At 59.4% G+C, this 12361-nt stretch carries 12 protein-coding genes; 1 reads left to right on the forward strand and 11 read right to left on the reverse strand.

Features of this window, described 5'->3' with window-relative positions:
• Positions 1–79: 79 nt before the first annotated feature.
• A complete protein-coding gene (locus EAH78_RS08585; RefSeq protein ID WP_140667178.1) occupies positions 80–2224 on the reverse strand; it encodes a 3-hydroxyacyl-CoA dehydrogenase NAD-binding domain-containing protein in 2145 nt (714 codons plus the stop codon).
• 27 nt (positions 2225–2251) lie between these two features.
• The gene (locus EAH78_RS08590) at positions 2252–3457 is read right to left on the reverse strand and encodes an acetyl-CoA C-acetyltransferase (RefSeq protein WP_140667179.1); all 1206 of its coding nucleotides are present in this window, start codon (positions 3455–3457) and stop codon (positions 2252–2254) included.
• A 593-nt stretch (positions 3458–4050) separates the two neighbouring features.
• Between EAH78_RS08590 and EAH78_RS08600 the strand changes: the two genes are divergently transcribed.
• The gene (locus tag EAH78_RS08600; RefSeq protein WP_140667245.1) at positions 4051–4872 is read left to right on the forward strand and encodes a c-type cytochrome; all 822 of its coding nucleotides are present in this window, start codon (positions 4051–4053) and stop codon (positions 4870–4872) included.
• Positions 4873–5002: 130 nt separating this feature from the next.
• On the opposite strand, the gene EAH78_RS08605 is transcribed toward EAH78_RS08600, so the two are convergent.
• From EAH78_RS08605 to EAH78_RS08650, 9 genes are all read right to left on the reverse strand, one after another.
• On the reverse strand, positions 5003–5812 hold the full coding sequence (locus EAH78_RS08605; RefSeq protein ID WP_027922516.1) for a transglutaminase family protein: 810 nt from the start codon (positions 5810–5812) through the stop codon (positions 5003–5005).
• Positions 5809–6759, reverse strand: coding sequence for an alpha-E domain-containing protein (locus tag EAH78_RS08610; protein ID WP_140667181.1), 951 nt, complete (start codon positions 6757–6759; stop codon positions 5809–5811). The genes EAH78_RS08605 and EAH78_RS08610 overlap by 4 nt, the downstream gene beginning before the upstream one ends.
• Before the next feature lie 12 nt (positions 6760–6771).
• Positions 6772–8181, reverse strand: coding sequence for a circularly permuted type 2 ATP-grasp protein (locus EAH78_RS08615; RefSeq protein ID WP_027922514.1), 1410 nt, complete (start codon positions 8179–8181; stop codon positions 6772–6774).
• 395 nt (positions 8182–8576) lie between these two features.
• On the reverse strand, positions 8577–8918 hold the full coding sequence (locus EAH78_RS08620; protein ID WP_027922513.1) for a ribonuclease E inhibitor RraB: 342 nt from the start codon (positions 8916–8918) through the stop codon (positions 8577–8579).
• Positions 8919–9131: 213 nt separating this feature from the next.
• Positions 9132–9365 carry a hypothetical protein gene (locus EAH78_RS08625; RefSeq protein ID WP_140667182.1) on the reverse strand — a complete coding sequence of 78 codons (234 nt, stop codon included), beginning with the start codon at positions 9363–9365 and terminating at the stop codon, positions 9132–9134.
• A gap of 218 nt (positions 9366–9583) precedes the next feature.
• The gene (speE, locus tag EAH78_RS08630; RefSeq protein WP_140667183.1) at positions 9584–10459 is read right to left on the reverse strand and encodes a polyamine aminopropyltransferase; all 876 of its coding nucleotides are present in this window, start codon (positions 10457–10459) and stop codon (positions 9584–9586) included.
• Between the two features lie 254 nt (positions 10460–10713).
• On the reverse strand, positions 10714–10905 hold the full coding sequence (locus tag EAH78_RS08635) for a PLDc N-terminal domain-containing protein (RefSeq protein ID WP_140667184.1): 192 nt from the start codon (positions 10903–10905) through the stop codon (positions 10714–10716).
• A gap of 64 nt (positions 10906–10969) precedes the next feature.
• Positions 10970–11500 carry a hypothetical protein gene (locus tag EAH78_RS08640; RefSeq protein WP_140667185.1) on the reverse strand — a complete coding sequence of 177 codons (531 nt, stop codon included), beginning with the start codon at positions 11498–11500 and terminating at the stop codon, positions 10970–10972.
• Positions 11501–11781: 281 nt separating this feature from the next.
• Positions 11782–12300 carry an ankyrin repeat domain-containing protein gene (locus EAH78_RS08650; RefSeq protein WP_140667186.1) on the reverse strand — a complete coding sequence of 173 codons (519 nt, stop codon included), beginning with the start codon at positions 12298–12300 and terminating at the stop codon, positions 11782–11784.
• Positions 12301–12361 lie beyond the last annotated feature (61 nt).

The following is a 12361-nucleotide window of genomic DNA, read 5'->3' on the forward strand; positions in this document are numbered from 1 at the left end:
GTGATGGGAATAATGCACACCCCAGAGCCTGCCTCGAAACACCGTTCCAAGGCAAGCCCCGCGAGGCGTCACCGGTCCCTTAAAACGCCTCCCCTTTTGCGGCTTTTTCCAGCAACAACGCTGGCGGGTTGAAGCGCTCGCCATACTGCGTGGCCAGGTATTGGGCGCGGGCGACGAAGTCTTGCACGCCGTACTGATTGATGAATTGCAGCGCACCGCCGGTCCAGGCCGCGAAACCGATGCCGAAGATCGAACCGACGTTGGCGTCCGCCGTCGACATCAGCACGTCCTCCTCCACACAGCGCACGGTTTCGATGGCTTGCACGAACAGCAGGCGATCACGTACATCCTTGGGCGAAATCTGCCCGTCAGGCTTCTCGAAACGGCTTTTCAGCTCTGGCCACAGATGTTTCTGGCCAGCGGCCGGGTAGTCGTAGAAACCGCCTCCTGCCGCTTTACCGGGCCGTTTGTATTCGTTGAGCAACAAGTCGATCACCGCAAATGCCGGATGTTCTGTCAGCGGTTTCCCTTCGACTTGCAGGTCTTTGGCTGTTTGCTGACGGATATGGCTCATGAGGCTGAGGGAAACCTCGTCAGAAATCGCCAGCGGCCCGATGGGCATGCCGGCCTTGCGCGCTTCGGTTTCGATCATCGGCGCGCTGACGCCTTCGCCGAGCATGGCGATGCCTTCGTTGGTGAAGGTGCCGAACACCCGCGAGGTAAAAAAGCCGCGACTGTCGTTGACCACAATCGGGGTTTTCTTGATTTGCAGGACGAAATCAAACCCGCGAGCCAGGGTTTCGTCGCTGGTATTAGCGCCTTTGATGATTTCCACCAGCGGCATTTTTTCCACGGGGCTGAAGAAATGCAGGCCGATGAATTTGCTCTGATCTGGCACTGCGGTGGCCAGGCCGCTGATCGGCAAAGTCGAAGTGTTGGAAGCGATCACCGCATCCGGCCCGACGATTTTTTGTGCGGCCGAAGAGACCTTGGCTTTGAGCTCGCGGTCTTCGAATACCGCCTCGATGATCAGATCGCAACCGGCCAGGTCGGCATCGCTTTGCGTGGTGCGAATCCGCGCCAGAATCGCCTCACGCTGCTCGGCAATCATCTGGCCGCGCGCGACTTTCTTGTCCAGCAGCGCCGCCGAATGGGCCTTGCCCTTCTCCGCTGCCGCCAGAGTAATGTCCTTTAGCACCACCTCTATGCCCGCCGATGCGCTGACAAATGCGATGCCCGCGCCCATCATCCCGGCACCGAGCACCCCGACTTTTTGCGTCACACAAGGCGCAAAACCCTGCGGCCGCGAGCCGCCGGCATTGATCTCGTTGAGTTGGAACCAGAACGTGCCAATCAGGTTTTTCGAGACCTGGCCGGTGGTCAACTCGGTGAAGTAGCGGGTTTCGATCAGGTGCGCCGTGTCGAAATCCACCTGGGCGCCTTCAACCGCCGCGCAGAGGATTTTTTCCGGCGCGGGCATACAGCCTTGGGTTTTACTGCGCAGGATCGATGGCGCGATGGCGAGCATTTGCGCGACTTTCGGATTCGACGGTGTGCCGCCGGGGATCTGATAACCCTTCACGTCCCAACGTTGTACCGCCGTCGGATTGGCCAGAATCCAGGCCCGTGCCTTGCTCAGCAGTTCGCCGGGATCCTTCGCCAACTCGTCAATCAACCCAGCCTGCAACGCCTGTTGTGGCCGGACTTTTTTGCCTTCCAGCAGGTAGGGCAAGGCTTTCTCGATGCCCAGCATCCGCACCATGCGCACCACCCCGCCGCCGCCCGGCAGCAAGCCGAGCGTCACTTCCGGCAGGCCGAGTTGCACCGACGGATTGTCCAGCGCTACGCGGTGATGGCACGCCAGGCAGATTTCCCAACCGCCACCCAATGCAGCGCCGTTGATCGCGGCCACCACCGGTTTGCCGAGGGTCTCCAGGGTGCGCAATTGACCTTTGAGGGTCAGCACCATGTCGTAGAACGCTTTGGCTTCGGGCTTGCCGACCTTGATCAGTTCATTGAGGTCGCCGCCGGCGAAGAACGTCTTTTTCGCCGAGGTGATGATGACCCCGGCAATGCTGTCTTTTTCAGCGATCAGCCGGGCAACGCAGGCGGCCATGGCTTCGCGGTAGACCGCGTTCATGGTGTTGGCGCTCTGGCCCGGCATGTCGATGGTCAGGACGACGATCTGGTCCTGACCTTTTTCGTAACGAATGGCTTCAGTCATGAACATGTTTCCTTGAAAGTCGGGGGCTCAGAGGCGTTCGATGATGGTGGCAATGCCCATGCCGCCGCCGACACACAACGTCGCGAGGCCATAGCGCAGACGCCGGGTTTCCAGCTCATCGAGCAGCGTGCCGAGAATCGCGCAGCCCGTGGCGCCGAGCGGATGGCCCATGGCGATGGAGCCGCCGTTGACGTTGACCTTGTCCGGATCGATGGCCATATCCTTGATGAATTTGAGCACCACCGAGGCGAACGCTTCGTTGACTTCGAACAGGTCGATGTCTTCCACACGCAGGCCGGCCTTGGCCAGCGCTTTACGGGTGGCCGGCGCCGGGCCGGTGAGCATGATGGTCGGATCGGTGCTGGTGACCGCCGTGGCGACGATCCGCGCCCGAGGCTGCAAGCCCAGCGTCCGGCCCTTGACTTCGGAACCGATCAACATCAACGCGGCACCATCGACGATCCCCGAGCTGTTGCCCGGCGTGTGCACATGATTGATCCGTTCGACATGGCTGTAGACACGCAATGCCGTCGCGTCGAAGCCCATTTGCCCCATCATCTCGAAACTCGGCTTGAGCTTGCCCAAACCCTCCAGGGTCGAGTCGGCGCGAATGAACTCATCGTGATCGAGCAGGATGATGCCGTTCTGATCCTGCACCGGCACCAGCGACTTGTTGAACGAGCCGTTCGCCCGTGCCCGCGCCGCTTTCTGTTGCGAGTGCAGCGCGTAGGCATCAACGTCCTGACGGCTGAACCCTTCGAGAGTGGCAATCAGGTCGGCGCCCACGCCTTGTGGAGTGAAATGGCTGTGCAGGTTGGTTTCCGGGTCCAGCGCCCAGGCCCCACCGTCGCTGCCCATCGGCACTCGGGACATCGACTCGACACCGCCGACCACCACTAGGTCTTCGAAACCGGAGCGCACTTTCATCGCGCCGAGGTTCACCGCTTCAAGCCCCGATGCGCAAAAGCGGTTGATCTGCACGCCCGAAACACTGACATCCCAATCCGCCACCTGGGCCGCGGTTTTGGCTATGTCGGAGCCTTGATCACCCATCGGCGTCACGCAGCCGAGCACCACGTCATCGACCTGGCTGGTATCGAGCGACGTGCGCTGTTGCAGCGCCGTGAGCAAGCCGGCCACCAGATTGACCGGTTTGACACTGTGCAAGGCGCCATCGGCTTTGCCTTTGCCACGGGGCGTGCGTAACGCGTCGAAAATCAAAGCTTGGGTCATGACGTCCTCGAACCTGGGCGGTGAGTAAAAACTGAGCGCTCACTCTTATGCCGGGCCGTTGCGGATTCAATGACCGCAGTGCTCATCGACGTTGACTGACACGCTCAGACGAACGGTAGTGAGCGATGGGATTAACCGATTCAGGAGCCGGAAGTGTCTAGCAATAGGGCGCCCAAGAAGCTGGCAATAAGCCTCATGCTGTTTTAATAGTTTTTTCCGGTAGTTCCATACGAAATGGATCTAAACCACGCGTGACGCGGGCTCTAAGGTGAAGTGTACGAAGTTGTCGTCGGGTTTTGCCGAGGCGCTCGTCCTACAGGAAGTGCAACGCTCTGCCGTCATGGAGATATGCAGGCAGGCATCGGGAAATAACAAAAAAGGCGGTCAAGCCATGTTCAAACATTCGAAAGTACGTCAAGCCGGTCTCATCCTTTTCGCCACCACGCTGTTATTGATTTTGCCGAATCTGACCAAGGTGATTGGCTAGTCGGTAAGAAATACGGTGTCAGGTATTTATATCGTCATTCCAAAAATGTGACTGGCCCGCTACCCGGGCCAGCGTGGGTGTGCCAACCTTTGGGCACTTCCACGACATGGACGGCGATCTATTGAAAAAGCTCATTTTGTTCGGGGCCTTGCTGCTCAGCACGCCTCTGTTGGCCGCACAGCTGAACCTCGAGCTGGGCGCGACCAGTCGCAACTGGCAGACCGAGGAACTGCTCAAGCACCCGCAAGTCCAGACCCTCCATATTGCCGACGACGTTTCCTACAAACGGGACATGAGCTATCAAGCGGTGCCGCTGGCGGCGCTGTTGACCGGCATCAAGCCCGATGACCATTTGCAAGCCGTGGCACTGGACGGATTTGCCGCCGAGTTGGCCGCGGCGCCTTTGCTGAACACCCAAGGTGCGCGGGCATGGCTGGCGATTGAAGACCCGGCGAAACCGTGGCCAGCGTTGTCAGAAGGCAAGCCGAGTGCCGGGCCGTTTTATCTGGTCTGGACAGATCCGCAAGCCGGCAATATCAGCCCGGAGCAATGGCCGTTTCAGGTGTCCAGCATCAAGCGACTGGCGCCGGTGGCTGCGCGCTTCCCTGCCCTGCTGCCTGATCCGGCGTTGAAGGCGAACGACCCGGTGAATCAGGGATTTGCGTTGTTTCAGAAGAACTGTCTCGCGTGCCATCGATTGAACGGTGTCGGGGATGCGCAGTTCGGGCCGGATTTGAATATTCCGTTTAGCCCGACCGAGTATTTCGGCGCGGAGTTCTTGAAGCGTTACATCCGTGATCCACAGAGCTTGCGCCAGTGGCCGCAGGCGAAGATGCCGGGGTTTACGGCGCAGGTTTTGCCGGATGCGGATCTGGACATGCTGGTGGGGTATTTGAAGCACATGGCCGGGCGCAAAATTAAGCCCTAGCGTTGTGTTGCAAGGACTGGCCTCTTCGCGAGCAAGCCCGCTCCCACATTGGATCGTCAGCGAACACAGGATTTTCGTTCGCCGCAGATCAAATGTGGGAGCGGGCTTGCTCGCGAAGCGGTATCCCCGATTACTGTTGCTGAACGGAGATAACCGGCATCGGTGTCGGCGACACAAACACCTTTGCATGCATCTGCTCGCACCCGCCGCCCCGGCGCATCCCGCGTACCGGGCAGGCATCCAGGTAATCCAGGCCTACCGCCAGTTTCAAATGCCGCTCAGGCCGGGCCAATTCATTGGTCACATCGAAGCTGTACCACGCATCATCGAGCCACGCTTCCGCCCAGGCGTGACTGGCCAGGTGTTCGCTGTTCTCACTGTATAGATAACCCGACACATAACGCGACGGAATGCCCAGGCTACGCGCGCAGGCGAGAAACGCATGAGTATGGTCCTGACAGACGCCAGAACGGCCGGCGAAGGCCTGAGCCGCGCTGGTGTCGACTTCGGTTGAGCCCGGTGTGTAGGTCATGTGCTGGTTCAAGCCATGCATCAAGTCGATCAGCGCGGTGCGATCCCGGCGTGTCTTGCATTCTTTTTGCGCGAACGCTCGCAAGGCTTCGTCGGCCTCGGTCAGTCGGGTGAAACGCAGGAACGGCAGCGCCGACTGGCTCTCATGCTCGGCTTCGCGCAGTTCATCGATATCCACCTGACCACGGGCGCCGATGATGATCGCCTCGTGCGGCTCGTCCATGGTCAGCACGTGCAGGATGTTGCCGAATGGATCGAGTTGCGCGCGCACCGGGCGCGGCAGGTCGAGTTGCCAGCTGAGCACGTGCTGGCGCTCGCTGTCGTGGGGTGTCAGTCGCAGGTACTGGATGCTCGCCCGCACCTGATCTTCATAGTGATAGGTGGTTTCGTGGCTAATGGAAAGTCTCATGCAGCCTCCAGGTAAGAACTGTGAATGGCGTTGCCCAACTGGCGCACCAGCGGGATGAATTCGGTCAGCCAGGCATGCAGGCCTTCCTCGATAATTTCGTTAATACCGGTGTAGCGCAGGCGCGAATCCATTTCTGCCGCCAAGCGTTGCGCGGGGCGGCCGTTGGCGCCGGGCAGGCTGGCGAGGATCTGGTCGATTTCTTCAGTGCAGGCGCGCAGGGAGCGCGGCACATCGGCCCGCAGCAACAACAATTCGGCCACCTGACGGGCACCGGGCGCATCGCGGTAGATCTCGGTGTAAGCCTCGAACGAGGACAAGGCGCGCAGCAGCGCACTCCACTGGTAGTACGCGTGAGCCGTGCCATCGCTGACCGCTTCGGCTTGATCACCGGCCATTTCGTAGCGCGCGTCGAGCAGGCGCAACGTGTTGTCCGCCCTTTCGATAAACGTCCCCAGACGAATGAAGCGGAACGCATCGTTACGCATGATGGTGCCGTAGGACGCGCCCCGGAACAGGTGGGAACGTTCCTTGATCCACTCACAAAAGCGGCTCATGCCGTAGCGGCTCAAGCCCTGTTCGGCGATCCCGCGAATTTCCAGCCAGGTGGCGTTGATGTTTTCCCACATGTCCGCAGTGATTCGCCCACGCACCGCATGGGCACTGGCTCGCGCCGAACCGAGGCAGCTGTAGATGCTCGCCGGGTTGGCCGCATCGAGGGCGAAGAAATGCAGCAGCCGTTCGGCATGCAACTCGCCGTGGCGCTCCAGGTAATCGTCCAGGGTGCCGGTGATCAGCAGCGGCATGGCAAGTTCGTGCAGACCGTCACCGCGACCATCCTGTGGCATCAACGACAGCGAATAACTGATGTCGAGCATCCGTGCGAGGTTTTCCGCCCGCTCCAGGTAACGCGACATCCAATACAAATCCGAGGCAGTTCTACTTAACATGGCAGGCTTCCTTCAATCCTCGACCACCCAGGTGTCCTTGGTTCCGCCACCCTGGGAGGAATTCACCACCAGGGAGCCTTCGCGCAAAGCAACACGGGTCAAACCGCCGGGCACGACCCGGGTTTCGCGGCCAGACAAAACAAACGGACGCAGGTCGATGTGGCGTGGCGCAATGCCGTTTTCGACAAAGGTCGGACAGGTCGACAGGGACAACGTCGGTTGCGCGATGTACGCGTGGGGCTTGGCTTTGATCCGTGCGCGGAACGACTCGATTTCCGCCGCCGTCGCCGCCGGCCCCACCAGCATTCCGTAACCGCCGGAGCCCTGGGTTTCCTTGACCACCAGGTCCGGAAGATTGGCCAGCACGTGGGACAGCTCGGAGGGATTGCGGCACTGGAACGTCGGCACGTTCTTCAGGATCGGTTCTTCGTCGAGGTAAAAACGGATCATGTCGGTGACAAACGGATACACCGACTTGTCGTCCGCCACCCCGGTGCCGATGGCGTTCGCCAGCACGACGTTGCCGGAACGGTACGACGACAGGAGTCCCGGAACGCCCAGCATGGAATCCGGATTGAACGCCAGCGGATCGAGGAACGCGTCGTCGAGGCGACGGTAGATCACGTCGACGGCTTTCGGCCCGTCCGTGGTGCGCATGAACACCTTGTCATCGCGCACGAAAAGGTCGGCGCCCTCCACCAGTTCAACCCCCATCTCCCGCGCCAGAAAGGCATGCTCGAAAAACGCACTGTTGAAGCGGCCCGGCGTCAGCACCACCACGCTCGGATTATCGATAGGGCTGGAGCTTTTCAGGGTATCCAGAAGCAAATTCGGATAGTGATCGATGGGTGCAATACGTTGCGCCGCGAACAGTTCGGGGAACAGGCGCATCATCATCTTGCGGTCTTCGAGCATGTAGCTGACGCCGCTCGGTGTGCGCAGGTTGTCTTCGAGCACGTAGTACGTGCCGTCACCGTCGCGCACCAGATCGACGCCAGAGATGTGCGAATAGATATCCCGGTGCAGATCCAGCCCTTGCATCGCCAACTGGTATTGCTCGTTGGCCAGCACTTGCTCGGCCGGGATGATGCCGGCCTTGATGATGCGCTGCTCGTGATAGAGGTCGGCAAGGAACATGTTCAATGCCTTGACCCGCTGAATGCAGCCGCGTTCTACAACCCGCCATTCGCTGGCAGGAATACTGCGGGGGATGGTGTCGAAGGGAATCAGGCGCTCTGTCCCCTGCTCGTCCCCATAGAGCGTGAAGGTTATCCCGGCGCGATGAAACAACAGATCGGCCTCGCGTCGCCGTTGTGCCAAAAGCTCGTCAGGCGTTTCGGCCAGCCAACGGGCAAACTCCCGATAATGCGGGCGGACCTGGCCGCCGGCATCGTACATTTCATCAAAATAGGTGCGGATCATGCCGTACTCCTTGTCACCCGGACATCTAGGCTTCGCAAGGCCCGTGCCATCGGCAGAAACGCTTTGATATCAATCGGTTGGATAATCGCCCCGTTTGCACCGCACCATTCCTGTGCAGCAAACGCCCCAACCTGACAGCCCCCGCTTCATTGCAAGGCGACGTTGTCGCCTATCACCAGCATAGTCAGAGTTGATTTCACTGCCCGGCCGCCGGTGCGGATAATCCGCGCATTCGCTGGAAAAACACCCCAGACTTCCCTTTAGCCGCCTGCTCAGGCGGTTTTTTTTGCGCCGGATTCTTGTTTCAGGGTTTTGCCGGACGGGTTTTACCGCCCCCACAAACTAAAACGGCCAACCCGAAGGCCAGCCGTTAGTGCGTGTCACTGTTCATAGGATTATGCGAGTAGCCCTCGTACCTCCTGCTTGACGCCCCATCCTTCGATGATGCCGCCCAGAGGCTCGACCACCGCCTCGAAGCCTTGCTCGAAATCGCCAATGTCATCGTAAGTGGCATACATGACTTTGCTCAGTTCGAGTGCCCAAGCGCCGTCGTCGCGCACACTGATTTGCGCATTCAGGGATTCGCCACGGTAATGACCTGCTGCTCTGCGGGCCCGCTCCTCGTCGGGAAAAATCGCGTAGAACTCGATGGGGTGGAATCTTGAAAAGTCGAAACCGCCTTCTTTCATGCGGCGCAGCACCGAGCTGCTGATGTCTTCTTGATAGGCTGTGCTCATGAAACGTCCCCCTCATAGTGATGGATAGACTTTCCGTATTCCCGGCACACGCAACCGAGTGGTGCGCGCGATGCGGCAACCTCGTTGCCGGTGGGAAGCAAGCATGTAGCTGACAAGACCAGACCTTAGCGATCCGTTCGCTGATCTCGATTGCAGAGTAGCCTCAAGAGAGAGCCGCTGCCAAGGCCTGGATGAGAGTAAGACAGGAGAGGTTCAGATTGGCGTGATGCCAAGGATTTGTATGCTGTTCTGGGCTTTGAGACTTTTGACGCTCGCATCGGAAGTTCGCCCTTCCAGATCGTTCAGATCCAGTTCGGCGGCGACAGGCAGGAGTCGGGCCTTGATGAGTTTGGCGGCGTGCTCGTTGTCCGGGCATTCGTCGCACTCAAAGACTTCATCGACTGTTTCACCGTGATCATCCACGAAAGTGATTTTCCACTTTTGCATCAGTGCCTCCTCGATAAAGCCCATGGATGGGCTCACATGCATCTGGACTTTTGCGCTGACTGATCGTTCACACGAATTGCGGTGTTCTGACAGGAAAAACATGTCCCCTTGTGGGAGCGGGCTTGCTCGCGAAAGCGGTGGTTCAGTCAATATACATGTCGACTCAACCACCGCTTTCGCGAGCAAGCCCGCTCCCACATTGGGGTTAGGTACAACCTTTAGTCGTTGCTTGGCTTGTTCACCGCTTGCAGCACGTATTGCGGCAAGGCGAAGGCGCCGATGTGAATCTCTGGATTGTAGTAGCGGGTAATGATGCCGCTGCCGGCGAAACGCTGTTGCAGGGTTTCACGGGACAGTTTGCGATAAGCGGTATTGGTCGCGCCCCAGGCAAACGTCATCGCGCCGCCGATGTAGGTCGGCACGGCCGCCTGATAGAAGTGCCAGTCCGGGAACAGGCTGCGCAGACGCCCGGCGGTGGTTTTGACTTCTTCGATCTGCATGAACGGGGTGCCGTTCTGGGTAACCAGGATGCCGCCTTCGTTCAGGCAGCGACGGCAGGCCTGGTAGAAGTTTTCCGAGAACAGCACTTCGCCCGGACCGATCGGGTCGGTGGAGTCGGAAATGATCACGTCGAACTTTTCAGTGGTGGTAGCGACGAAACGCATGCCGTCGTCGATCACCAGGTTCAGGCGAGGATCATCGAACGCACCTTTGGAGTGGTTCGGCAGGTATTCCTTGCACATGTCGACCACGGTGCCATCGATCTCGACCATGGTGATGTGTTCGATGCTGCGGTGCTTGGCCACTTCACGCAGCATGCCGCCGTCGCCGCCACCGATGATCAGCACGCGCTTGGCGCTGCCGTGCGCGAGGATCGGCACGTGGGTGAGCATTTCGTGGTAGATGAATTCGTCGGCTTCGGTGGTCTGGATCACGCCGTCCAGCGCCATCACCCGGCCCATGCGCGGGTTTTCGAAAATCACCAGGTGCTGGTGTTCGGTGCGCACTTCGTGCAGCAGTTTTTCCATGCGAAAACGCTGGCCGTAGCCTTCGTACAGGGTTTCCAGGTATTCGCTGGTAGGGGTATTGCTCATGGGAAGTGCTCCGATGAATGCGGGTGGCAACGGACGGTTACCCGCCCATGATGGCCAATCGAGCAGCTCGATTAACCAGGAAAGGCGCGCATTCTACGTCGCGGAAGATGACAGGTCGAACCTCACTTGATGAGTCGACACAATCTCCTGTGAGAGCTGACGTGCCTGCGATGCGGTCTGTCAGGTAGACCGCGGCGATTCCATCGCGGGCAAGCCACGCTCCCACAGGTTCAGTGTCGGTTGTGCGAGCGCACTCAGATCCGCACGTTGCCCCGTGGCCCGGCAATGGCCCAGATGATCAGACCCAACACCGGCAGGAACGCGATCAACAGCACCCAGAGGATTTTCATCCCGGTGGTGGCGCCACTTTTAAACACGTTGATGATGGCCCAGATATCCAGCACGAAAATGATCAAGGCGACCAGGCTGTTGAACGTAGAACCCATGGTGACGCTCCCTAAGAGTGATGTGCACCTTTAGGATAGCCGGGCCTTGGGAGGGTTCCGCTTTTTAAACGTGAATCGCAATCTTCAGCGCTTCCAGCGATGGCGCAGCGCTGATGCCGACTTCGGCGCACAGCTCCAGCACGCGCGGCACGTCGTTGCCGTAGACCAGCACCACTTGCAGCTCGTCGTCGAGCAACTGGCTGAAGTTCATCAGCGTGTAACCGCCGTTTTCCTTGTTCATGCTGCCCATTTGCACCTGAATGCGGTTGAGCGCGGTCAGGGCTTCGGTCTTGGCCAATTGCTTGGGTTTGATATTGAAATCAACGCCTGGGCCGAACGAGGCGACGATTTGGGCGAACAGGTCCATGTAGGTGTCGGCCTGGAACAGCACCGTCTCCGGCAGACTGCCGACCACCACCCATTCACCCAACGGGATCGGAAACGTGTCGTCGAAGTTGATATCCGGGTTGGCCGTCAGGAAAGCCTGAGGATTAGCGTAAGCCTGAGCCGCTTCGTCAGCGACTTTGAGGATTTCGTCATCGCTCATGCACCCGGAGCTGATTTTGCTGATGAGTTCGACGAGTGCGGCTTTCATGAGGTGAATCCTGTAGCGAATGAATTTTGAGGGCGCGAAGGATAGCGCATTCGGAGGAAGTTACCGAGCAGGGTAAGACCTGTGGCCAAGTAGCAATTTACCTGTGATGGAAAACCCTGTGGCGAGGGAGCTTGCTCCCGCTGGGCTGCGAAGCAGCCCCCAAAACAACCAGCGCGATCATTTAGACAGACCGAATGCGCCGGTTTACGACTGCTACGCAGCCGAGCGGGAGCAAGCTCCCTCGCCACAAAAAAACTTTCACCCACAACCCGCTGAACGGATCAGCCGAGCAGTTTTTCCAGCTGGGCGGTGGTGTCAACGGCGCCCATGGTTTTCGCGGCATCGAGGGCCGACACGCCGTTGGCGTCCTTGGCTTTCGGATCGGCGCCTTTGCTGATCAGGTAGTCGACGATTTCGACGCGGTTGAACATCGCCGCCATCATCAGCGCAGTACGGCCATCAAACGATGAGCCTTCCGCTTGCGCGCCGCCCTCGACCAAGGCCTTGACCACCGCCAGGTCGCCCTTGAACGCGGCACCGGCAATCGGGCTTTGGCCGTTGTCGTTGCGGATTTCCGGATCGGCCTTGTGTTCGAGCAGGACTTTCACGGTGTCCACGTGGCCGTGGTAGGCGGCCAGCATCAGCAAGGTGTCGCCCTTGTGGTTACGCAGGTTGGGCGGCAGGCCTTTGGTCAGCAGCGCAGCCATCATGGCCGCATCGCCCTCGCGCGCCTTGTTGAATACCTGTTCGGCAAATTCAGCGGCTTCTTCGGGGGTCATCTGGCGGCTTTGGTCTGACATCGGGGGCTCCCTGTTCGGTTATTCGCAAAGCCGACAGTTTCCCGAGCAGCCCCCGTGCTGT

The organism is Pseudomonas arsenicoxydans (assembly GCF_006438915.1).
Lineage (GTDB): Bacteria > Pseudomonadota > Gammaproteobacteria > Pseudomonadales > Pseudomonadaceae > Aquipseudomonas > Aquipseudomonas arsenicoxydans_A.